This window comes from Sphingobacterium sp. UBA1498 (assembly GCF_002325125.1).
In the GTDB taxonomy this organism is placed as follows: Bacteria; Bacteroidota; Bacteroidia; order Sphingobacteriales; family Sphingobacteriaceae; genus Sphingobacterium.
Genome location: NZ_DCRG01000004.1, coordinates 410246 through 433285 on the forward strand (window position 1 = coordinate 410246; position 23040 = coordinate 433285).

Sequence of the window (23040 nt, forward strand, 5' to 3'; positions counted from 1 at the left end):
ACTTTTGATGATTTTGAATGGATCAGCATTCGGCTATTTATTGGCTTTACCTGCTTTTATTGTTATCTTTAGCGTATATTTAATACATATGTTTCCAGCGCAAACTACCCACCCTTTTCAATCGTTGTTGCGGTTGATTTTAATGGTTATCGGTTTTACTTTCATATCACAAGTAGTCTATTTTATCGCGTTGTTTTTTTATTATAAAATGACGGGACAGGTTTTTTCATTAGCGGCGGTCATGAATGGATCGGCCAATGAAATGCGCCTTTTATTGTTAATGAGTAGTTTAGGATCATTTGTGATCCCTGCTTATTTGATGGATACTCGGGAGGGCTATGGAATTAAGTATTTCCGTCTTGATGATAAACCTAACGCAATACAGTTTGCCTATATCTTTCTGGCTATGCTTGCTTTTATGCCGGTGATGAATTTGATCGGTCACTGGAATGAGTCGTTAAAACTTCCAGAGAATATGAAATCGGTACAGCTTTGGATGGAACAGAGTGAAAAGGATTCGGGAGATCTTATTCGGGGTATTATTATGGAATCGAGCATTCTTGGTTTTCTGTTCAATATCATTGTGTTGGCGCTGATACCTGCCATCGGAGAGGAATTGTTATTTCGAGGTGTTTTACAAAATATAGTCGGAAGATGGTTGCATAATCCCCAGGTTGTTATCTGGATTGTAGCGGTTATTTTTAGTGCAATACATCTGCAGTTTTTTGGTTTTGTACCCCGCTTGCTCTTGGGTGCTTTTTTTGGTTATCTCTATCTATGGAGCAAAAACATCCTATTGCCCATCTTCGGGCATTTTGTTAACAATGCGGGAGCTACGGTTATCTCATTCTATTATGCTAGGCAAGGAAAAAGCTATGATGAGCTCAATGCATTTGAGTTACAATCTTGGTGGATATATCTTGTAGCCTTCATTTTTACTCTTATTTTTGTACTCTTATTTTATCGAACCACCCAAAAAGAAAACGATGGAGAACGATTGGAAAAAAATTAAAACATATACAAATGCTATTCAGGCAGAGATAGTCAAACAAATGTTGGAAGAGCATGGAATTCCTGCTGTTGTTTTGAATAAGCAAGATTCTTCTTATCTATTTGGAAAAATTGAACTTTATGTCAACGAAGGATCTATCGAAATGGCTGAACGACTAATTGAAGAAGCAGAAGGGGATATTAATTTATGAAAACAAGAGCAATAACAGGAGTAATCTTTGTAGCTGTCATGATAGCAGCCACTCTTTTTGGGGCATACGTTTACTCCATCTTTTTTACATTGCTCAGTACATGGTGCCTTTATGAATTTTATGGGATCGTTTCGTCGGATGAACGCGCTCCAAATAAATGGTTAGGCATACTATTGGCTTTGCTGCTATTTATTTTAGGTTCATTGATTTCATTGGACCTATTAAATGTTAAGTTTTTGGCGCTGATGATTCCTATTGTAAGCGTGACTTATATTGTTTCACTTTTTCAGAAACGAAAGTTCCCTTTTAACGACATCGCCTATACTTTTTTGGGTATAGCTTATGTTACACTGCCTTTTTTCCTATTTTCCAAACTAGGGTTTATGCAGGGTAGTTTTAATTATGTGCTTCCCTTAGGTTTTTTAATTTTATTGTGGACAAATGATACTGGCGCATATTTGGCTGGACGAAGCTTTGGAAAGCGTAAATTATTTGAAAGAATTTCCCCTAAAAAGACATGGGAAGGTTTTTTCGGGGGATTGATTTTGGCTATTGTTGCCGCGGTGAATCTGGAAAAGTATTTCAGTTATTTACCGCTTTGGCAATGGATAACTGTTGCGGTAATTATTAGCGTTGTGGGTACTTTGGGGGATTTGGTCGAGTCTATGTTAAAGCGTAGCCTACAGGTCAAAGACTCGGGTAATATATTACCTGGGCATGGAGGGTTTTTGGATAGATTTGACGGATTGTTATTGGCTGCGCCAATGGTCTATGTTTTCTTAATTTTAATTAATTGATCGTAATATGAGTCACATTCAAAAATCTACTTTTGATTTTTTGACGGAATTGAAAGCTAATAATTCTCGGGAATGGTTTGCTGATAACAGGGCAAAGTATGAAGCCGCATTAGTTGATGTAAGAAGCTTTTTAACGGATTTAATTGCGGCTTTAAGTGAGTTTGATCCTAAAATTAATACCACCATACAGGCCAGCAAATGTCTATTTCGGATTTACCGCGATACGCGTTTTTCAACGGATAAAACACCTTACAAAAGCTGGTTTGGTGCAGGGATATCTGTAGATGGGAGAAAGCTACAAGGACCAGAGTACTATATCCATATCGGTGCAGAAAATTCATTTATAGCATGTGGCTACTGGCGACCTGAAAAGCAACATTTAGAAGCAATTAGGCAAGAAATCGATTATAATGGTGGTAAGCTAGATGATATTTTGAAAGAGGTGTTGTCCGAAAATAAAATTGCGCTATTTAAAGAGGATCTGTTAAAACGTGCTCCTGCGGGTTATAACGAAGATAATCCTTTTATTGACCTGATCAAATTAAAGAGCTTTGTGTTGGACAGATCGTTAACTGTAAAAGAGCTATCTGCGAAAAATGCACTGGATAATATCGTGGCGTCTTATAAAAGTATGCTTCCTTTCAAGGAGTTTTTACAAGAAGCCATCGATACAGAATAACTATTCGGGTAAGCTAATTTTACCCATACATACAGCGGGAGAATCTTTGATATACGCTACATTGGATTTGTTGCCCGCTAGGGTTTCGTTTGCCAATAGCGCAAAGAGAACGGCTTCTTTTGCATCAGGATCTATACCTAATGTTGCAAAACTTTGCACCTTACACGCTGGTAAACTTGTTTTGATATAATCAAACAGCAAAGGATTATGTAGCCCTCCGCCGCTGATATAAACGGCGATATCGGTTAGACCTTCAGTCTGGCTGCGAATTCCATTAACCATCGCTTGAGCAGCGAAACGATTAAGGGTAGCCATGACATCTTTGTGAGGCAGATCCGTTGTCTTAGAGCTATGCTGTGCTCGTTGGAGATAGGTCAGATTAAATAGTTCTGGGCCAGTAGTTTTTGGAAAGGGTAGTGTTAGAAACTCTTCCGCCAAAAGCTGATTCAATAAATCTTCATTTACATAGCCAGTTTTTGCCATCTGAGCATCCTTGTCCATTTCTGTATCAAAGTGCGTCTTCATGTATTGATTCATCATGGTATTTCCCGGGCCTAGGTCAGTAGCATATGCTTTCAACTTGGTTTGGTGGCTTGGGATAAATGTGAAATTAGAAATCCCTCCAATATTCAGTAAGAAACGATTTTCTGTCGGATGTGAAAAAAGTAGGTAGTCGCCATAAGCTGCTAAAGGTGCCCCCTCTCCCCCTGCAGCGATATGCTTCTGTCTAAAGTCTGATAGGGTTATGATACCTGTATGCACTGCAATATGATCCCCATCTCCGATCTGTAAGGTACTATTTGGCCAATTTTGATCTTTTGTCAACGATTTGGGAGCATGGTAAACTGTCTGTCCATGACTGGCTATACAATCAATCTCACTGTTCGCAATATTCCATTGTTTTAAGGCTGCATTGATTAAATTTGCATGGGTTATTCCAATGTAGGCATTGAGTCCGGAAAAGAGCTGCTGATCGATATGGCGTTTTGCAAAAACTTCTCGAACTCGTGTCCTAAATTCGTCGTCGTACTCCATGGTAGAAAATTTCTCCAGCTGTATTTTTGTTATTTTTCCTGCATGCTCTATGCGGCATAGTGCAATGTCTAACCCATCTAGTGAAGTGCCGGACATCAGGCCAATAATGAGTCGCGCTTTCTTTCGTGAAATTTGGTAAAGTCTTTCGATTTGAAGATTCATAGCTTAAAATTAAGCACAAAAATGTTATGATGAATATCATTTTTGACAATTGAAGATATTTTGTAACTTCACGGCATTAAAAATCAAAAAATTAAATACAATGAATTTTCCAGCAGAATTGAAATACACCAAAGATCACGAATGGATTCGTGTTGAAGGTGATGAAGCAGTTGTAGGGATTACTGATTTCGCTCAACGTGAATTGGGAGACATCGTTTTTGTTGACATTAACACTGTAGGTGATGAAATTGCCGCAAATGAAGTTTTCGGAACAATTGAAGCGGTAAAAACTGTTTCTGATTTGTTTTTGCCTGTATCAGCTACAATTTTATCTGTTAATGAGGCTATTGATGCATCTCCTGAGTTGGTCAATTCTGATCCGTATGGAGAAGGTTGGATTGTTCGTATTAAATTGAACAACGCTGCTGATGTAGACGCTTTGTTAGCCGCTGAGCAATACAAAGAAGAGATTAACGCGTAGTTTTAAAACTATCTATATGAAATAGGGACCAACAGGTCCCTATTTTTTTGTTCTAATCGATGGTTTATTGACTTTTTAATGTGGTCTTTATTTTGGCTTCCGGCATATCTACATCACTTATCATTTCGGTTGCCTTGGTAAGACAGGTTTTTTTGTCCAAAACATAAAAACCTTGGAGATTGCCGACCTGGTTTGCATCAGGACCAAACATCTTTCCTTCCACATTTACTTTGTAACCAAGCTCATTTGCCTCGATTAATGTCATTTTGCTTTCTACCATTATTCCTGAATCATCAGATTCTGTTTTTGATGTCCATGAATCTCCGATGGTAACCGGTTGCTCAGGTAATACAGTGCTGATATTTTCGAACATACTTTTGTCAAACGGCATATTGATGCCTTCAGGTAATTTGATATCCGACGACTTACCAAGTTGGTTTACATTGAAGGTTATATTATTTTCTAGCAGCTTGCCTAACGTAGCATGCATCTGCTTAGAAAAATCATTAGCTTCTGGATTTTTTGAGTCATATGCCATGTCCATTCCTGCCATATTCATTTTCATATTGATTCCTGTGTATTTTAAATCAAATGCGAATGAATTATCTTTTGTTGCTGTATTGGTTATATCAAACCCCATGTTGAGATCTGTAGTCATTTTTTGACCAGCGGCATCGATGTCCATGGTCATACTCAGGTTTTGTGAAATCTTTTTTCCTGCATCCGGATTTACGCGCAGTGTATATTTCTTTTGTGCGGAAGCCGCGAGAACAAAGAAAGCAAATACCGCGATCAATGAGGTTATTCTTAATTTTTTCATATCTATAATTTTTATGTTTTTATCAGTAATAATTGGGCAATTTAAATATATAAAAAAATCCCTTCTACGTGGTAAAAGGGATTTGGGTTTTTTATAATTAACAAAAATTACTTTTTGATATAAGATACTTCTTTAACAGCTTTTACAACTTTTTCGACGCTAGGCAGAGCCGCTTCGATTAATGTTGGTGCGTAAGGAAGTGGTACATCGGCACAATTTACGCGTATTACAGGCGCATCTAGGTAGTCAAATGCATTGCGTTGAACATTGAATGCTAAATCTGTAGAAATAGATGCCAATGGCCATGCTTCTTCTACAATCACTAAGCGATTCGTTTTCTTAACAGATGCGATGATTGTTGGGTAATCAATTGGACGTACGGAACGCAAATCGATTAATTCAACGCTGATACCTTCTTTTTTCAATTCTTCAACTGCAGGAATGACAACGCGAGGAAGCATTTTACCAAAAGATACAACAGTTACATCTGTACCTTCCTGGATGATATTAGCTTTTCCGATTTCCAAGTAATATTCTTCTTCAGGAACTTGTCCTTTATCGCCGTACATTACTTCAGACTCCATAAAGATGACAGGATCTGGATCTATAATCGATGATTTTAATAGACCTTTAGCTTCATATGGGTTAGAAGGTACCACGACTTTTAAACCTGGTGTATTTGCAAACCAGTTCTCGAAGTTTTGAGAGTGTTGAGCTGCAAGTTGGCCAGCATTTCCTGTAGGACCACGAAAGACCATTGGAATAGAGAACTGTCCACCACTCATTGAGTGGATTTTTGCAGCTGCATTGATCACTTGGTCGATAGCAACAAGTGAAAAGTTGAATGTCATGAATTCCACAATAGGTTTTAAACCATTCATTGCCGCTCCAACAGCAATACCCGCAAAACCAAGTTCAGCAATAGGTGTATCAATGATACGTTTTGCGCCGAATTCATCAAGCATACCCTGACTCACTTTGTAAGCTCCGTTATACTCAGCAACTTCTTCTCCTAATAAAAATATTTTGTCGTCTTTACGCATTTCTTCGTTCATTGCTTCACGAAGTGCTTCTCTGAATTGTATTTCTCTCATCAGTTGTAAAATAGTGTCAATTTTTTGATTACAAATCTACTATTTAAAATTGATATTTTGAAGATTTGAACACGCTAATTGTATAGTTTTATGTCATTTTTTAAGATGTAAATGACTTTCATATTAAATTTTTAAATATAAGTTGCTCAGATATTCCAATGTTTTTATAAGTGCCTTATTACTATTCATGATAGCTAACGGAATGTTCCACGTGGCACGGTTCCTTTTTTCTACGTAATTCGAAATACCGCGAATCTCTATAACGGGAACAGTTATTTTGTCCGCAGCATAGAAAACAGCAGCTCCCTCCATACTTTCTACGAGACTATTGGGATGGAGCTTTTGAATTTTTTCGATGCTTTCTGTATGACCATGTACTTTGTTTACGGTAATGCCCTCCCCCTGTTTTAGAAATGGGAGACGAAGCTCTTTGTCAGCTAATAAGCACGAGGAAAATTTAGACTTTCCGTAGCCCAATTGGTCTATTGGAATAAAGTTATGACCGTCTTCCGCGCCAAGCTCAACGAATGACTCTGAAACCACTTGGATGACTGAACCTATTTCAACATGCCGATCCAGACATCCCCCTATTCCTATATTAATAAGAAGATCATATTTTTTTTCATGAAGTGCTCTTCCTAGCGCAAAGGCTGTGGCCACCATGCCAACACCAGTGATGAGGGTATCGCATCGATCGTATGTTGATGCCACTTCCAGGAACGGCTGCAATTCAAATGAAGTAGCCGCAATAACTAATATTTGCATGACGAACTCTTTTTTGAGGGAAAAATACAAATTATCTTGCGCGCAAAAGTATTTTAAAACAAAATATAGTACTTGGTATTCGTCCAACTGACAGATCTGACTTTGATTTTATACATAGGATGATTTGGCTTTTGCTAACAATATCATTACTGATAAGCGCGGTGAAACGGCATTCTTTTCGGCATTTAAAAGTTAGAAGTAGCCACTGCTTTATTATACATTAATAGCGGTTTAATAGCTATTTAGTTTAGCTTTTAAATAGGGATAATATAGGTTGAACCTAAACTAACCCTAAGCTAACCCTAACTTAACCCTAAACTAAACCTAACTAAAAACGCAATCAAATAATAAGAAAAATTACGTAAAAGAGCCAATAATATATAAACACTGGTATTCTCATAAAGAGTAAGCAACGTTCGGTTTCAAATTTAGCCATGCGTTCTCTAATAGTTAAGAACTAGACTACGGAACTTTTATCGGTTTTGAATGAAGAATGGTATAAGCATTTCATTATATTACGGTATTCTGACGGCATTCCTCAAATTGAAATGTTAAAATTGCGCCTAAAGCCTTATCTTTGTATTATTATGGTATTTATAACTCGTCGTGAACGTTTCTGTGCTGCGCACAAGCTCTATCGTGAAGACTGGAGTGAGGAGCAGAATGAACAGGTTTTTGGTCTTTGTGCCAATCCGAATTGGCATGGACATAATTATGATCTTTATGTCACAGTTAAAGGAAATGTTAATCCAGAAACTGGTTTTTTGATTGACCTAAAGATGATGAAGGAAATTATCAATCGTAGCATCATCGATAAGGTAGACCACCGTAATTTTAATTTAGATGTTGATTTTATGCAGGGTGTGATGGCTTCAACTGAAAATATCGCAATCGAGATATTTAAGATTCTAAAACCCTTGTTTGATGAACAGGGAGTAATTTTACATCGTGTCCGTTTGCACGAAACAGAAAATAATTACGTCGAATATTTTGGCGATTAAACTTTAATACATTTAAATAGTAGAAACTATGAGTCAGCACTCATTTGACAACGAAGAGTTGGATGGATATATTAAGATCGACAAATACAATACTGAAAAGGTAGAACGAATCGCTTCTCATTATACCGATATATTGGCATGTCTTGGGGAAGATCCCAAACGTGAAGGTTTAGTAAAGACGCCAGAGCGTGTTGCGAAAGCGTTGCAATTTTTGACACATGGCTATGATATTGATGCTGGAGAGGTATTACGTGGAGCGATGTTTGAAGAAGACTATAGTCAAATGGTTGTCGTCAAAGATATTGAAGTCTATTCTCTTTGTGAACACCACATGTTGCCTTTTTTCGGTAAAGCCCATATAGCTTATATTCCTAACGGACATATTGTTGGATTGAGTAAAATACCGCGTGTCGTTGATATTTTTGCACGTCGTCTTCAGGTTCAGGAGAGGCTCACTAATGAAATCAGGGACTGTATCCAAGAAACTTTGGGTGCGCTGGGCGTAGCTGTAGTCATGGAATGTAAACACATGTGTATGGCAATGCGTGGCGTACAGAAACAAAATTCTGTGACAACAACTTCTGCATTTACAGGAGCTTTTCAAAATGATGTAACGCGATCCGAATTCTTACGCTTGATCACAGCTGATCTTGCGTAATACCGGTATGGTGCAATAATAAAAAAGCCTTCTAGAATATCATATTTTAGAAGGCTTTTTCTTTGGGGAAATTGTGATCTGAAATAAAATTTTAAAATTGAAAATGTTGGGTTTTTATGCATTTGAGGCAATTTTAAAAAAACGTCCTTTACAAAAGGTTTATTGTATTTGATTGATAATCAGGTTTTAGTAAAAAAAAGTTTTTATACTAAATATGTTTTTTGGTACCTTTGCGGTTATGGAAATTGTTGACAGCGATTTAGAGTCCTATTTGGAACATACTACAGACGAAGAAAATTCGTTACTGAAAATGGTAAATCGGGACACTTATTTGAAGGAAACAATGCCCCATATGTTATCTGGACATTACCAGGGAAGAGTTCTTTCTTTATTGAGTAAATTGGTTGCTCCCAAGCGTATTTTAGAGATTGGGACTTTTACGGGATACGCAACTTTATGTCTCGCTGAAGGGCTGAAGGAAGATGGTCTATTACATACCATTGATATCAATGCAGAGCAGCAAGAAAGGGTTCAAGGTTATTTTGATGAATCGCCATTTGCTGACAAAATCAGGTATCACATTGGCGATGCGGCGGTGATACTACCTACATTGAATGAAACATTCGATCTAGTATTTATCGACGCAGACAAGAAGAGAAATTTATTTTATTTCGAAACGATAATAAATCAAGTTCCGTCTGGGGGACTTATTTTGATTGACAATGTCTTATGGAAAGGTAAGGTATTGCATTCAAAACCAGACAACCAAACAAAGCAGATCATTGATTTGAATGCACGTTTAGCTCAGGACAAGCGCGTAGAAAAGGTGATATTACCAATTCGAGACGGACTTTTTGTATTACGCAAGAAGTAATTTGTGAACTAAAACATTCTTCATGAATTTAAAACAATTAAAAAGCTTTGTACTGATACTAGCTTTGGGAACTTTTGGATTAACAAAGGTTTCGGCTCAAAGTAATGCGGCATATGTCGATAAGTACAGTCCAATAGCAAAAGAAATGATGGAGGAACATGGTGTTCCGGCATCGGTTATCTTAGCCATCGCCATGCATGAAAGCGGAAATGGTGGTAGCAGGGTAGCAAAGAATTTGAATAACCATTTTGGTGTCAAAGGAAAGAACAATAGTACCGTTATTCGGTCAGCTTACAAAGGTTATCGGTCAGTATTGGACTCGTACGATGATTTTGTAGGAATAGTGAAAAGAAAAAAGACTACTCAAAGTCTTTTTGATAAACATCCGGGTGAAAAATACGAGGCTTGGGTAAAAGCGATAGCTCGTTCGGGGTACTCGACGAGTAAAGGTTGGACTGCAAAAGTACTCGCTACAATTAGACAATATCATTTGGATATGTTTGATCATGATGCTAAGCAAAACAAATTCTCGTCAACAAAAAGATAAGCACTAAGCACAACATTACTGCATGAAGAAGTTTTTTTATGGCATGTTTGTACTCATGATGTTGGTTACATCATGTTCAAGTCGGAGGGGCACGTTATCGTCCCCTAAATCTGGCTCCAATTCAAAAACTTCTTCATCTCCTTCTGTTGGGCGGCCCACCATGGCAGGGAACGATTACATCAGTCATTACAAACAGGTGGCAATTGCAGAAATGAACAGATACGGTATCCCCGCCAGCATTAAACTTGCTCAGGCACTGCTTGAATCAGGCAATGGGAATAGTTACCTAGCGCGCGAGGCGAATAATCATTTTGGTATTAAATGTGGCGGAGTGTGGAAAGGAAAATCCGTAACCCGCCCTGATGATAATATTAATGATTGCTTTCGTGTTTATGACAGTCCCGAACAATCGTTTCGAGATCATTCTGAATTTCTGTTGAGGCCTCGGTATGCAGCGCTCTTTAAATTGGATAAGAATGATTATAAAGGTTGGGCTAAAGGCTTGAAAGCAGCCGGGTACGCCACCAATCCACGTTATCCTGAATTGCTCATCGAAATGATCGAAAGATATCATCTTGATCAATACGACCGCGGTGAATCGCAGCGTGAAAAAGTTGTTCGAGAAGAAACGGTGCAGGTAGAAATCGTTCAGAATGTACAAGAAGCCCCCCCCTCGGTTGTAAAAACAGAAGCCATCAAGAGCCCCGTAGCCATGCGTATTCATGAGGTTAAAGCTCAAGATACGTTGTATTCGCTCAGTAAGCTATATAATGTATCTGTCGATCAGATTAAGGCTTTGAATGGTCTTACCGATGATGCGCTATCGTTGGGTCAGCTTTTGGTTATATCTAAATAGTTACGTTTTAAAAGATGTTAAATATTTCACTTTTGTATCGCTATATAGTAGTTTTACGATAGTGATATTAATACGATATATTTTTCTACTTATTGCCATTGGGGCTTCCACTTCTGCACTTTTTTGTCAAGATAAAAAAGTGGAGGGGATTGTCTTTGATAAAAATACCAAACAGCGTATTGGCAATGTCAAGCTTGCCAACTTACGAACAGGAGAGGTGAATTATAATACAATCAAAGGTGAATTTGTCTTTAATGCACAGTTAGGAGATCATATCGTCGCGATGAGTAAGGGGTACTTTTCAGATACGCTTCTTGTAGATGAACGTGGATTATTACTTTTTCATTTGGTACGCGAAACTTTTTATATAGAGGAGGTTCAGGTTTACGCACGCAAAAGTCCCGAAGAAATTTTGGAAAAGGCAAAAGTGGATTATGAAAAGGCATATCGTTTGGCAGGTTATGGTGATGTATTTTCTGTAGGACCAAATGGCGCTGGTTTAAGTATCAATTCAATCTACAGCTTATTTAGCAAAGAGGCCAAACGGGCACGCCGATTGACTAAAACCATTGAAAACGATTATAAGGAAAATGTGATCGATTATAAATTTTCGAAGGAACTTATTAGTAAAGTAACTGGACTCAATAGTGAAGAATCGGAGCGATTTAGAAGGATATTCAGACCCTCCTATTTCTTTATTCTTGCAGCAAGCGATTATGAACTGGCAAATTACATTAAGAATTGCTATTCACGGTATCAATTGAATCCTTCACAATATTTTATTGAGCCTTTTCCAACAATTAATTATAAATTAGTACCGTAAACAAAAATAGACGTTTTCAGAATGAAGTTATTTAATTTTGTCGGCATGGCTATGCTCTGCCTTTCTATTACTGGCATACAGGCACAGGATCTGAAAGATCTTAGGGCAAAACCAGATACCGTAATTTCCGTACAGAAAGAGCAACCTTTAAATATTAAAACCATTCGTCCTGTCGTTCCCAAACTGAACCTAGAAGTAGACTATTGGAAACATTGGACAAAATTTGGGATCAATTTAAATCAGGCATCATTTAATGATAATTGGAAAGGGGGCGGTGTCGGTTCTATTGCTGTTGGGTTGAATGCCAATCATAAATCGGATTATACCAGAGATAATTTCAATTTCGTGACTGAAGTTGATTTACGTTATGGAAAAATAAAGAACACCAATAATATTGCGAAGAAAAATAATGACCGTATATTTTGGGATAATAAGCTTTCTTATAAATTGTCTGCCAATTGGGCTTTGTTTACATCGGTGACCTTTGAGTCTCAGTTTGACGCAGGGTATAAATATAGGACGGAGAATGGTAGGGATACCATTGATTATATCGAAAATGCTTTTATGGCGCCAGCCTATCTGACGGAGTCTTTCGGTCTTGAGTACAAGCCCAGCAATGAATTCTCGTTACGTTTTGGTACAGGTACTGCTCGTCAGACCTTTATTTTGGATGAGCGCGTTAGACCTCGTTCGGTAGAGGGTTTTTATCAAAAATATGGTTATTACCTTCTTCCAGATATGAGTAAACCAGAAGGTGATAATAATCAGCGTAAAGGTACCGGCGAACGATTCGGTGTAAAGGAAGATCGAACTTTTGCAAATGCATTGGCATTCCAGCTAACGGGTAATTTGGACAAAAACTTCACAGATAAATTGAATGTAAAGGCGCGTTATAATCTTTTTGCGGATTATGAGAAACTTTCCGATCCAACGCACCGTTTAGATGTAACCGTAACAGCGAAAGTTACCCGTGTAATCAATGTGAACTTGAATGGTATTATGATTTATGATCCAGATGTTATTTCCAAGGTGCAATTGAGTCAGTCCTTGGCAATGGGAATTGTATATAGTTTACCAAAATAATGATTAGACCTGTGTCAGTAGGAATATTACTGTGCTCATTGCTTTCTTTGGCAAGTTGTAAGTCGAAGGTACAGCCGGCGATTTTGAAACCGTTGGTAACATCTTTTGCTTCTCCGGTGGTTTTGGAGCCGCAGATTGTGACTAATCCGGATACGAGTTTATTGACACCAGAGGAAAGAAAGATCATCTTTTTGCAGAAATCGGGAAGCCATTCTTATTGGCGTCAAGAAGAGGCTATTCATTATGATGTACGCAAGCCAAACTTTGTTATTATCCACCACACCGCACAAGATAGCATCGGTCAGACAATTAAAACTTTTCAGATCCCGAGAACTAAGGTGAGTTCACATTATGTTATTGGCCGAAATGGGGAGATTATACAAATGTTAAACGATTATGTCCGCTCTTGGCATGCTGGGGTTGCTAAATGGGGTTCTATCGTAGATATGAACTCATGTTCTATCGGTATTGAGCTAGATAATAATGGTAGAGAACCTTTTCCTGATGCACAAATTAATTCATTGATGACGGTGCTGGATACCTTGAAGTCTCGCTATTTAATACCGACAAATAATTTTATTGGGCATGCCGATATCGCTCCAGCAAGGAAGAACGATCCAAGTGTGTTTTTCCCCTGGAAAAAGCTGGCGGACCGGGGTTTTGGAATTTGGTATGATGAAGGGCAACTTGTTGCCCCCCCAGATGGTTTTAATGCGATAGATGCGCTTAAAATTATCGGTTACGATACGTCTAACCTTAAAGCTGCGATTGTTGCCTTTAAAAGAAAGTTTGTTGTAAGGGATACAACACCCGAACTGACCATATACGATAAGAGCGTGTTGTACAACATTTATAAAAAATATTAAACCTGTACAATCGTACTTTTCGTTTTATTAGGATTGAATTTTATCATCTACCAATGCGCTTTTTTTTACGCCCAGCTGTAGGAGATAAGCGATCAGCATGACGGCGAGACAGCCAATAAGATTTAACCATAGAAACGGTATTTTATCCATTAACCAAATACCAATCACGATCACTTCTGAAAGTATGGCGGCAATAAAAACTGCTTTTCCCCTGATTTTTCTCATATAGAAGGCTACAATAAAAATACCTAGGATCGTCCCATAGAATAAGGAACCTAAGATATTGACTGCTTCGAGAAGATTACCCAACCTATTTGCATATAAGGCTACCAGGATAGTAAATATGCCCCAAATCAGGGTAAATAGACGAGACCACAGCAGATCTTGTCTTTCAGATGATTTACGGTTAATGAATCTTTTGTAGATGTCAATTGTCGTTGTGGAAGCTAATGAATTAATAGCGCTTGCAGTTGATCCCATTGATGCGAGAAAGATAACTGCTATTAGCAGCCCGATTAACCCTTTTGGAAATACAGTCGTTACGAAAGACAGAAACACATAATTATTGTCGTTCGTTTCCGCACTGGGATTGTTTTTTTTAATCAAGTCTATGGTTCGGTCTTTAACCTGCTGCATTTGCGCGTTTAGTTGGCCCAATGCTGTGCGAGCATGAGCAATACTTTTTGTGTCATCTTGCTCTAAGGCTATATTAAGTTGCTGAACAGCAGACTCACGCGCTTTAAACAGTTCTTTATGTTTCTGTTCGAAGATTTGATACTCAGGAGCGTATTTGCTTTCCTTGAGGTTTTTGACTTCAACTTGATTAAAAAAGATAGGCGGTTGATGGAACTGATAATAGGCAAATACAAGGATTCCGATCAGGAGAATTGCAAATTGCATAGGTATCTTTAATAAACCATTCATAATTAATCCCATCCGGCTTTCTCTGATGGATGCTCCAGTTAAATACCTTCCGACTTGGCTCTGATCTGTTCCGAAATAAGAAAGCTGTAGAAAAAATCCTCCAATTAACCCTGTCCAAATTGTATAGTTATTGTTCAGATCAAAAGTAAAGTCCAACGCATTTGTTTTCCCTGATTTTCCTGCTATATGCAGTGCTTTTGAGAGGCCAATATCCTGTGGTAGCAGATGAATGACCAATATCCCGGCAATAAGTAAAGACGCAAAAATAATGCTCATTTGGAGCAATTGCGTATGAGATACAGCTTTGGTTCCGCCATAAGTTGTATAGATAACAACAAAACTTCCTATGGCCAAGGTCGTCCAAGTAAGGTCAATATGTAGTATGGTCGATATAATCAACGCCGGAGCAAATATTGTAATACCCGTTGAAATACCGCGTTGAATGAGGAAAAGAATAGCGGTGAGTCCTCTGGTCCTTACATCAAAGCGTTTTTCTAGAAATTCGTAAGCTGTAAATACTTTCAGCTTATGAAAAATGGGGATAAATGTTATGCAGAGGACAATCATGGCCAGCGGTAGGCCGAAATAGAATTGAACGAAACTCATTCCTGAAGAATAAGCTAGTCCGGGTGCAGAAAGGAAAGTAATGGCGCTTGCTTGAGTCGCCATTACTGACAATCCGACGTGATACCAGGGTAAAGAACGATTACCCAGAAGGTATCCATCAATATTTTTTATGCCTCTACTCTTGTAAACGCCATACACGACAATAACCAAGAGTGTCAGAAATAAAACGATCCAATCTGCTGTACTCATGAATAGTGGTTCGTGAAAATGTACAGAAAAAGGATGAATACAAATAGCCAGATAACGACCAACCAGTAGAAACGTTTCCAGCTATTCATCGTTGTTATCTATCGGAAGGCTTCTGAGGATAGATGACGCTATTAAAAATAGCGGCAATAATCAATCCGACAGCGGCACCTCCAAAGATGCTTAAAAATGTCTCGTTTGCAGTGAATCCAATTAATGCACCAAACACTACAGCAACTAAAAGAATGATTCCTTTTGCTTTGCCAGCATCAATTGTCGTGCAGCTGTTGTCAATCTGATTTTCCATTATTCTATTATTTTGATTTTGATAACAAATTTACAAATAATCTGTAAGCTCCGGGAATTCCTGCGGGTAATTGTCTGAAAAAAGACAAAGATGTATAAACAAATTTACCTTTTCCATAGTGTGCAACTAGTAATGATCCATTATGTAGCGCCTCACCCGGGTCTTGCATGGTAATAGGCGTACGATATCTTTTATCAATATCTTCGGCAAAATATAGTCCCCGTTCCTGTACCCAGTGTTGAAAGTCAGCTTCGCTGATTTTGTTTGGGTAATTGAAAATAGGATCGTTTTTATCAAAATGCACTGTTGCTTTTTCGTCCGTTACCCGGCTTCTGCCAATACTAAAAGGAAAGGGACCAAAGTTTTTTGCTATCATTCCGTTATTTACATTGTATTGTTCTAGAACTGTACCCCCCATTTTCACATACGCAAGTACTTTGTTTTGAAGCTGCGCAATCTGTTTATTGACGTTGAATATCCGTACACCAAAAATTACAGCGTCATAGGTGGAAAGATCTGCTTTTAACGCCTGTTCGTTACTTAGCACATCAACTTTTATACCAATGGCAACAAGCGATTCAGGAATTAGATCCCCTGCCCCATGAATGTATGCGACGTTCTTTACGTCGTTGATCAGGTTGATGTTGCTCATTTTTATAGCCGCATCTGGGAAATAAACGATATCAGGTATATGGTTGTAGTCAATGGACTTTATCTCTTTCAAGCGTTCTTTATTATTCAAAAGAAACCCAAGGGTATCTATGGAAGATTGGGTAGCATCGGATGGTTTTATGCTGATTTCCCTAGAGATTATACGTTCACTTTCTTTAAAAGATAAATAAAAAGATGCTGGTAAAACTTCCCAGCCTTTTGGTATGTTTGGTTTTACATGAAATGTAGTAGCGCCTATTTGTCCGTTTTTCTGAAAAGTCAGATTCACTTTGACCGTTCGGGCATTTTGGGTAAGCGCCAGAGAACTCGAACTTTTAGCCGTTAATGGTGGTAGGATTACGATCGGGTTGTAGATTTCACCACGGACAGGGTCGGTGTATTTATACTTTATAAGCTGATTGATTATGATGGGCTGGCCATTGATCCGAATTTCAATAGATACACTTGGAGCATCAGGATTTTCGGGATATCCGGTAAGATTGAAATCACTGATATTAAATTTACCTTTTCCATGCGGTTCCATCAGCCAGTAGGGTTGTGTTGTCCTATCGGCGATGACAAGCATAGTGTCTTTTTGCAACCTATTTGTTTTCAGTGTGTCATGAATGCTATTTCCGTTTAGCTGAGTCAGCTCAACTGTTATATTTGGACGGCGGACAATAATAGAATGATCCACTTTTATCTCATCTCCCAAGGCATAGGATGAATTTCTAGCAACACTTTCGAACCAAATTCCACCACAAGCAAGAATCAGTTTTTCAACTTCCTTTTTCTTCTCCGTTTTCCAGTATTCATCATCAATTTCATCCAGTATTTTGTATAGTTTGATCAGTTCTGTGATGATCAATTCCGGTTTATCAATTTGATATATCTGATTAATGTGGTCAATTAAGGGTTGGACTTTATTGCCGTTTTTCACTCTTTTCCAGGAAGTGTCTACATTATCCAGCAGTGTCTTTTCTGCAGGTACACCGTCGACGAATTCGAAATATTCAATTGATGAGCCGCGTTGGCTTGCCGACCCGAAGCCTTGACTTTTGTGTGAAGAGCGGCTGTGGGCAGCAATCTCGCCATAGGAGGCTCCTAATAGGGAATTGTAATCTCCAATATCTATTTTTAACTGATCTTCACGGGTATTGTTTTGACCGCCAAAATTAGCCGTATTCCAAAGGAGACGTTTCGCCTGCCAAGGACTTACAAATTGAAGTTGTTCTGAAAATTGATTAGGATCTGCAGCGGCTTTAAAAGCTTCTTGCGCTAGAATAGCGGAAGCTTGATGATGGCCATGGCCCCCCCTTGAATCGGGAGGAAAACGTGTAATAATTACATCGGGCCTAAATTTTCGGATGATCCATACGGCCTCTCCAAGAACACGTTTTTTATCCCAAAATTCGAAAGTTTCTTCTGGTGTTTTCGAGAATCCGAAGTCATAGGCGGAAGAAAAAAATTGCTCACCTTTATCAATTTTTCGAGCAGCCAGTAATTCTTGCGTTCGAATCAAGCCAAGCTCAATACCCTGTTCTGTTCCGATCAGATTTTGTCCCCCATCGCCTCTAGTTAACGATAAGTAAGCTATCTTATATTTCTTTTCCTGGGCTAACCATGCAATCAATCGGGTATTCTCGTCATCGGGGTGTGCCGCAAAATAGAGTACCGATCCCAATGTGTTAAGTTTTTCCAGATTAAGTTTTATTTCAGCAGCATCCCACTGTGGATTTTGTGCTTTAACGCTTGAAGTTGACAAGATACCCGCCAAAATTATGATAACAGAGATAAAAGGTCTTCGCATTTTTAAAGATAAAGATTTTGCTTAACAACGGATTGTTGATTATTGTAATTTTATTGAAAGTCTTTAAAGTTTGATTGATCCCTATGTATACCATTGCGCAAAGGTTATCATGCTGATTAGGCTTAGGCCAATACAAAGTGTAGGTTTCAGTTATACGTAAAAGCGCTGTAAAATCATATTCGTCGATGCTTAAACGGATAATATAAGCACAGAATAAAAAAAACGGAAATCCCAATCAAGTTGGAATTTCCGTTTAACAATTAAAATATTTTTTCCTGAAACGAATTTTTAGAGAATAGTTATTTTGTCGCTTCGCTCCAAGTGGCAACCTTTAACATAGTAAATATATGTAGAAAATATTGAGTTCTGTCAGATTACTTTAATTAGTTTTCCACATCGCTAAATTTTGTCAACATTTTAGCTTTTGGGAAATGTATAATATATCGTTACCATACCTTAAGCGACTATAGTACCGCGACACTTATTGTTTAATAGACAGACTGCTATCTTCATACGATCTAAACAACGTCGTAAGATTTGCTTCATAGTTTGGGCAAATTGGAATTGATATTCATCGCTATACTTCAAACGTTCAAAAAAGATTTAGACACATTAAAGAAAGTTTCAAAATCATACTTTTAAGCAAAAGCTATTTATCAATGGCACCAAGAACACGTTTCATAAATAAATTTAACGCGTCTTTTTTGGAATGACCTTCTTTAATTAATTTATCAACCTCTACCGCTCCATAAAGGTTTGAAATCAATTCACCAAGAACGTCTAGTTCCTCATCTTTCAAAGGAGCCTCTGTTAATGCTTCCAGTGTCTCTATGGTCTCTAGGACGTAGTCTACATCATTTTGCTCGATGAATTCTGTTAAATGCTTAATTACTGGAAGTTTCATTGAATAATTCTACTAATGCGTCCAACTTATTTGTTTGTACTTGATTAACCAATTTACCGTTCTTAAAGGCAGCAAAAGTTGGTAAATTATTCACGTTTGCTAATTTGCGAGATTCAGGAAATTTTTCTGCATCAGCGATTACAAAAGGCACACTTTCATTTTCGCCTGCTAACTTTTTGAATTTTGGTTTCATTATTTTGCAATTACCACACCAGGTAGCGGAATATTGAACCATAACAATATCGTTGCTATTTACAATTTCTTGTAAATTATCGTTTTCTAATTCTTGTAACATGATTTTATTATTAAGGTGATTGATGGAAGTCAACAGGAATCAGGAGTGACTCCTGTTGACGAGACTTGTCGTCTTCGTATTTTGTTAGTGTTTCGCTAAATAGTCAGCTACACCTTTTCTATCTGCGTTCATGGCATCTTTACCTTCTTCCCAATTTGCAGGACATACTTCACCGAATTTTTGTACGTGTGCATAGGCATCGATCAGACGTAAATATTCTTTAACGTTACGACCTAAAGGCATATCGTTTACCGACTCGTGGAATACACGACCAGTTTCGTCGATCAAATAGGTTGCTCTGTAAGTGACAGCAGAACCTTGTGCTAATGTGCCGTATTCAGGGTGTTCAACTTCTTGAACATCTAATATTCCCAATATACTTGATAAGTTACGGTTTGTATCTGCTAAGATCGGGTATTCAACACCTTCAATACCGCCGTTATCTTTTGCTGTGTTTAACCAGGCGAAGTGCACTTCATTTGTGTCACAAGAAGCTCCGATTAAGATTGTATTGCGTTTTTCAAACTCGGCAGCTGCCTCTTGGAAAGCGTGTAATTCAGTAGGACATACGAAAGTGAAGTCTTTTGGATACCAAAATAAAAGCACTTTTTTACCTTCTTTGACTGCTTTTTCAAAAATGTTAATTTGTAAATTATCGCCTAAATAATCGATTGCATCTACTGTAATGCTTGGAAAACTTTTACCTGTAAAACTCATAATATATCTTTCTTTTTTTGTTGCTACAAAGATACGGCAACTTCGGCCAAAAAGCGAATTGATTTTGCCAATACACTATCGTCAAAATCTATTTTGACTCGATTATAACAATAAATTTTTATTATAATAATGATGCGTTAATCCAATGATCAGGCGATCGATTGAATACCTTTAAAAAATAAATGGATTAATAATGCGGTAGTTACAAAATTATGGAATTAAATAATTGCAGTTTTGCAAATCAAAACCTACTTTTGCGCTGTTCAATTTGAGAACAACACAATGCTGGAGGGGTTCCAGAGCGGTCAAATGGGACGGACTGTAAATCCGTTGCTTCGGCTTCGAAGGTTCGAATCCTTCTCCCTCCACATTTTTCTTTCTTACCAAATTCCATTTCATCGTATAAGTTTTAAGTTTGTTTGCGTGTTAATTATTGCAGATTACATGAAATTCTTTGATGAGGTTTTTGGGAATAGCCAACGTCAATGGCTTGAGTAAAGCTAGTCCATTTAGGTCAAGACCTTCCTCAGGAAAAAAATATATCCCGATTTGAGACTTACTATTGACTTATTTATAAAATAAGATTAAGTTTGGCTTCTGAAATGGCCCCGTAGTTCAACGGATAGAATAGATGTTTCCTAAACATTTGATAGCAGTTCGATTCTGCTCGGGGCTACAATAAAGAAAGCGATGGATTACCATCGCTTTCTTTGTTTCATATGGTTTTTATTTTGGTATCAAAATTAAATCGTAATAGAATTGTCAATTTTTAATAATATTTCTATATTAGAATAATCAAATGATAATACAACAATTTTATCATTGGCTTTAATATAGATTGGATGGGAAAATTTTTAGTATACCAATTTAGAAGGGTATATGTAGCTAATCCTGCTTTTTTTGTTTTCTTTTCCATTTGGGTGTTTCTATTGACCTTTTTGGTGGCTTTTGTTCCCAAGGCTGATTCGTTTCATTTTATAAACTCACACCACGCTTTTTGGGCAGATATTCTCTTTACTATTTACACCTATTTTGGGGATGGTCTCTTTGTTATCACTGTTTTTATTGCTTACTGCTGTATGCAGCAATGGAATTGTGCTCGAGCTATACTCGGTACATATATCTTTTCGGGCGTCATCTGCTGTATGCTTAAAAATCTTTTCCATGTGGATAGGCCGGCCAGCGTATTTCATGGAGATCCAACATTCCATGTCGTCTCTTGGCTGCCTGTAGCCTACTTCAATTCGTTTCCTTCAGGCCATACAACTTCAGCCTTTGCGATGTCAGCCACGATAGCAATTGTCTCAAAAAATAGATCTTTTGGGATTCTTACCTTTGTTTTTGCGGCATTAACTGCATACTCGCGTGTGTATTTGGGGCAGCATTTTGTGATAGATGTATGGTTTGGCTCGATGTTGGGCACGGTTACGGCTTGCATTTATCTGCTGGCAATGCCCTATATTTTAAAAAGTAAACGCATGTCATTTAGCCTACGATTTCTTCAGGTCAAGTTTTAGATCGAAATTTCGATCAGCTGCTTCTTCGAAAAATTAGGCGGGGCTTGTTTGTTTAAATAAAGAGAGTCGCCCTACCATAAAAAACATTAAAAGGCCGAAGCATGCAAAAATACCGTAGGAATAGCGCAGGCTAAACGCTTCGGCAATATAGCCAATTAAAGGTGGCCCCATTAAAAATCCTAGGTAACTGATGCTTGAAACCATGGCTAAAGCTACGCCTGAAGGTACATTTTTGTTTTGTCCGGCAAGGCTATAGATCGAAGGAACGTTGCAGGCTACGCCTATACCTACCAACATAAATGCTAAGGTACAGATGATAAATTCAGGGTAAATAACCGAGGTCATCATTCCGATGAACATTAACAGTCCACTGTATTGCAGCGTTCTTTTTCGACCTAATTTACGGATGACCGCATCGCCAACAAAACGACCTGTGGCCATCATGATCATAAAAGAAGCGTATCCAACGACAACAAATTTTTCGGGCGCTTGTACGATTTCTTTAAAATATACCCCACTCCAGTCAAACATTGCTCCCTCTGTTGCCATACTGAAAAAGCCAATAATACCGAGTTGAAGTAGTCCGCCTTCTGGTTTAGCGAAGAAACTGCGTTTTTCCTTTTGGGGAGATTTTCCTGGCACCAGATACTTGTGATTGATTAGCGTATTCCCGATGACAATGATTAATATGAGTAAGAAATGGGAGAACGTATTCAGTCCGAAGTTCATCGTCAATAAACCGACTAAAGCTCCAGTAAAGCCTGCGATACTCCAAGCGCCGTGAAAAGAGGTCATAATTGATTTTTTGAAGATCTGTTCGGTGGCTACTCCTTGCGTATTAACCGAAATATTACACATATTACCGCTTACCCCGAATAGAAGCAATATAGCCCCCAATTGCCAAGCATTCTGTGCAAAAGGTATGGAACATAACACCAGCGCATAGGCAATGGGTACAATGCGTAAAACACTGGCGCTACCATATTTTGTGACCAGCTTTCCTGAGAGTGCCATCGTAGCGAGTTGCCCAACAGGGAGCATTAATAATATGGTACCTAATTGCCCTTCACTTAAGTTAAGATGTGCTTTAATAATTGGAATGCGACTTGCCCAGGATGCAAACGCAATTCCTTGGCAAAAAAAGAAAAGTGAAACCGCGATTCTTATACGATTTCGCTTCTTATAAAGATCTTCTTCTGAGTGAGTTAACGTTGCGTCCATAGTTTCTGATTTGAGGGTGCAAAGTTAAGGATAAGTATTTCATTAAAGAATATATTGAGTCAAAAAATACGTAAACTTTTGGATTTCGAGATAGGCGGGTTATTATGCCCCTATTTTATTGTTGGTCTAAGCATAAGA

25 protein-coding genes and 2 tRNA genes are annotated in these 23040 nt (G+C 38.1%); 16 read left to right on the forward strand and 11 right to left on the reverse strand.

Features of this window, described 5'->3' with window-relative positions; translation table 11 throughout:
• Positions 1–88: 88 nt before the first annotated feature.
• Genes B3139_RS04635 through B3139_RS04650 form a run of 4 tightly spaced genes read left to right on the forward strand, consistent with a single transcriptional unit; the run spans position 89 to position 2678 of the window.
• Positions 89–1012, forward strand: a complete 924-nt coding sequence (locus B3139_RS04635; protein ID WP_293880267.1) for a CPBP family intramembrane glutamic endopeptidase — start codon at positions 89–91, stop codon at positions 1010–1012.
• The gene (locus B3139_RS04640) at positions 987–1202 is read left to right on the forward strand and encodes a DUF2007 domain-containing protein (protein ID WP_209576943.1); all 216 of its coding nucleotides are present in this window, start codon (positions 987–989) and stop codon (positions 1200–1202) included. Before B3139_RS04635 ends, B3139_RS04640 begins: the two co-directional genes overlap by 26 nt.
• The gene (locus tag B3139_RS04645) at positions 1199–1999 is read left to right on the forward strand and encodes a phosphatidate cytidylyltransferase (protein ID WP_209576942.1); all 801 of its coding nucleotides are present in this window, start codon (positions 1199–1201) and stop codon (positions 1997–1999) included. Before B3139_RS04640 ends, B3139_RS04645 begins: the two co-directional genes overlap by 4 nt.
• A 7-nt stretch (positions 2000–2006) precedes the next feature.
• Complete coding sequence (locus B3139_RS04650) at positions 2007–2678, forward strand: DUF2461 domain-containing protein (RefSeq protein ID WP_209576940.1); 672 nt, start codon at positions 2007–2009, stop codon at positions 2676–2678.
• On the opposite strand, the gene B3139_RS04655 is transcribed toward B3139_RS04650, so the two are convergent.
• Positions 2679–3875: an anhydro-N-acetylmuramic acid kinase gene (locus B3139_RS04655; RefSeq protein WP_293880271.1), complete on the reverse strand. Its 1197-nt coding sequence runs from the start codon at positions 3873–3875 to the stop codon at positions 2679–2681. It lies immediately after the preceding gene.
• A gap of 100 nt (positions 3876–3975) precedes the next feature.
• Here B3139_RS04655 and gcvH point away from each other — a divergent pair, with 100 nt between their 5' ends.
• Positions 3976–4356 carry a glycine cleavage system protein GcvH gene (gcvH, locus tag B3139_RS04660; protein ID WP_293880273.1) on the forward strand — a complete coding sequence of 127 codons (381 nt, stop codon included), beginning with the start codon at positions 3976–3978 and terminating at the stop codon, positions 4354–4356.
• A gap of 64 nt (positions 4357–4420) precedes the next feature.
• Here gcvH and B3139_RS04665 read toward each other — a convergent pair whose 3' ends face one another.
• The 3 genes from B3139_RS04665 to mqnB all read right to left on the reverse strand — a co-directional run bounded on the left by B3139_RS04665 (position 4421) and on the right by mqnB (position 7035).
• The gene (locus B3139_RS04665; protein ID WP_209576934.1) at positions 4421–5176 is read right to left on the reverse strand and encodes a DUF6263 family protein; all 756 of its coding nucleotides are present in this window, start codon (positions 5174–5176) and stop codon (positions 4421–4423) included.
• Positions 5177–5283: 107 nt separating this feature from the next.
• Entirely contained in the window at positions 5284–6270 is a 987-nt protein-coding gene (locus tag B3139_RS04670) for a pyruvate dehydrogenase complex E1 component subunit beta (RefSeq protein ID WP_293880276.1), read from the reverse strand.
• Positions 6271–6393: 123 nt separating this feature from the next.
• Positions 6394–7035 (reverse strand): futalosine hydrolase, encoded by a 642-nt coding sequence (mqnB, locus tag B3139_RS04675; RefSeq protein WP_293880278.1) that lies wholly within the window; start codon positions 7033–7035, stop codon positions 6394–6396.
• A 587-nt stretch (positions 7036–7622) separates the two neighbouring features.
• Between mqnB and B3139_RS04680 the strand changes: the two genes are divergently transcribed.
• The 8 genes from B3139_RS04680 to B3139_RS04715 all read left to right on the forward strand — a co-directional run bounded on the left by B3139_RS04680 (position 7623) and on the right by B3139_RS04715 (position 13743).
• Positions 7623–8036, forward strand: coding sequence for a 6-pyruvoyl trahydropterin synthase family protein (locus B3139_RS04680; RefSeq protein WP_293880280.1), 414 nt, complete (start codon positions 7623–7625; stop codon positions 8034–8036).
• Positions 8037–8064: 28 nt separating this feature from the next.
• Positions 8065–8694: a GTP cyclohydrolase I FolE gene (folE, locus tag B3139_RS04685; protein ID WP_209576925.1), complete on the forward strand. Its 630-nt coding sequence runs from the start codon at positions 8065–8067 to the stop codon at positions 8692–8694.
• A gap of 238 nt (positions 8695–8932) precedes the next feature.
• Positions 8933–9568, forward strand: a complete 636-nt coding sequence (locus B3139_RS04690; RefSeq protein ID WP_293880367.1) for an O-methyltransferase — start codon at positions 8933–8935, stop codon at positions 9566–9568.
• Positions 9569–9590: 22 nt separating this feature from the next.
• Positions 9591–10115 (forward strand): glucosaminidase domain-containing protein, encoded by a 525-nt coding sequence (locus tag B3139_RS04695; RefSeq protein ID WP_293880283.1) that lies wholly within the window; start codon positions 9591–9593, stop codon positions 10113–10115.
• A 22-nt stretch (positions 10116–10137) separates the two neighbouring features.
• The gene (locus B3139_RS04700) at positions 10138–10971 is read left to right on the forward strand and encodes a glucosaminidase domain-containing protein (protein ID WP_293880285.1); all 834 of its coding nucleotides are present in this window, start codon (positions 10138–10140) and stop codon (positions 10969–10971) included.
• Between the two features lie 61 nt (positions 10972–11032).
• The gene (locus tag B3139_RS04705) at positions 11033–11794 is read left to right on the forward strand and encodes a hypothetical protein (protein ID WP_209576920.1); all 762 of its coding nucleotides are present in this window, start codon (positions 11033–11035) and stop codon (positions 11792–11794) included.
• A gap of 21 nt (positions 11795–11815) precedes the next feature.
• Positions 11816–12877, forward strand: a complete 1062-nt coding sequence (locus B3139_RS04710; RefSeq protein ID WP_209576918.1) for a DUF3078 domain-containing protein — start codon at positions 11816–11818, stop codon at positions 12875–12877.
• Complete coding sequence (locus tag B3139_RS04715; RefSeq protein ID WP_293880287.1) at positions 12877–13743, forward strand: N-acetylmuramoyl-L-alanine amidase; 867 nt, start codon at positions 12877–12879, stop codon at positions 13741–13743. Before B3139_RS04710 ends, B3139_RS04715 begins: the two co-directional genes overlap by 1 nt.
• Before the next feature lie 27 nt (positions 13744–13770).
• On the opposite strand, the gene B3139_RS04720 is transcribed toward B3139_RS04715, so the two are convergent.
• From B3139_RS04720 to B3139_RS04745, 6 genes are all read right to left on the reverse strand, one after another.
• The gene (locus tag B3139_RS04720) at positions 13771–15483 is read right to left on the reverse strand and encodes a sodium:solute symporter (RefSeq protein ID WP_293880289.1); all 1713 of its coding nucleotides are present in this window, start codon (positions 15481–15483) and stop codon (positions 13771–13773) included.
• Between the two features lie 94 nt (positions 15484–15577).
• Positions 15578–15787 (reverse strand): hypothetical protein, encoded by a 210-nt coding sequence (locus B3139_RS04725; protein WP_075990403.1) that lies wholly within the window; start codon positions 15785–15787, stop codon positions 15578–15580.
• A 7-nt stretch (positions 15788–15794) separates the two neighbouring features.
• On the reverse strand, positions 15795–18248 hold the full coding sequence (locus B3139_RS04730) for a PIG-L family deacetylase (RefSeq protein WP_293880294.1): 2454 nt from the start codon (positions 18246–18248) through the stop codon (positions 15795–15797).
• 649 nt (positions 18249–18897) lie between these two features.
• Entirely contained in the window at positions 18898–19152 is a 255-nt protein-coding gene (locus tag B3139_RS04735; protein WP_209576910.1) for a DUF6952 family protein, read from the reverse strand.
• A complete protein-coding gene (locus tag B3139_RS04740; RefSeq protein ID WP_209576908.1) occupies positions 19133–19447 on the reverse strand; it encodes a thioredoxin family protein in 315 nt (104 codons plus the stop codon). The genes B3139_RS04735 and B3139_RS04740 overlap by 20 nt, the downstream gene beginning before the upstream one ends.
• An 84-nt stretch (positions 19448–19531) precedes the next feature.
• Positions 19532–20164 (reverse strand): peroxiredoxin, encoded by a 633-nt coding sequence (locus tag B3139_RS04745; protein WP_293880298.1) that lies wholly within the window; start codon positions 20162–20164, stop codon positions 19532–19534.
• Positions 20165–20451: 287 nt separating this feature from the next.
• On the opposite strand from B3139_RS04745, the gene B3139_RS04750 reads away from it, so the two are divergent.
• The 3 genes from B3139_RS04750 (at position 20452) to B3139_RS04760 (ending at position 21681) form a co-directional block, all read left to right on the forward strand.
• Positions 20452–20532 (forward strand) — tRNA-Tyr (locus tag B3139_RS04750).
• 236 nt (positions 20533–20768) lie between these two features.
• A tRNA-Arg gene (locus tag B3139_RS04755) sits at positions 20769–20840 on the forward strand.
• A 166-nt stretch (positions 20841–21006) separates the two neighbouring features.
• Positions 21007–21681 (forward strand): phosphatase PAP2 family protein, encoded by a 675-nt coding sequence (locus B3139_RS04760; protein ID WP_293880300.1) that lies wholly within the window; start codon positions 21007–21009, stop codon positions 21679–21681.
• A 33-nt stretch (positions 21682–21714) separates the two neighbouring features.
• Here B3139_RS04760 and B3139_RS04765 read toward each other — a convergent pair whose 3' ends face one another.
• Positions 21715–22902, reverse strand: a complete 1188-nt coding sequence (locus B3139_RS04765) for an MFS transporter (protein WP_293880302.1) — start codon at positions 22900–22902, stop codon at positions 21715–21717.
• Positions 22903–23040: the final 138 nt, after the last annotated feature.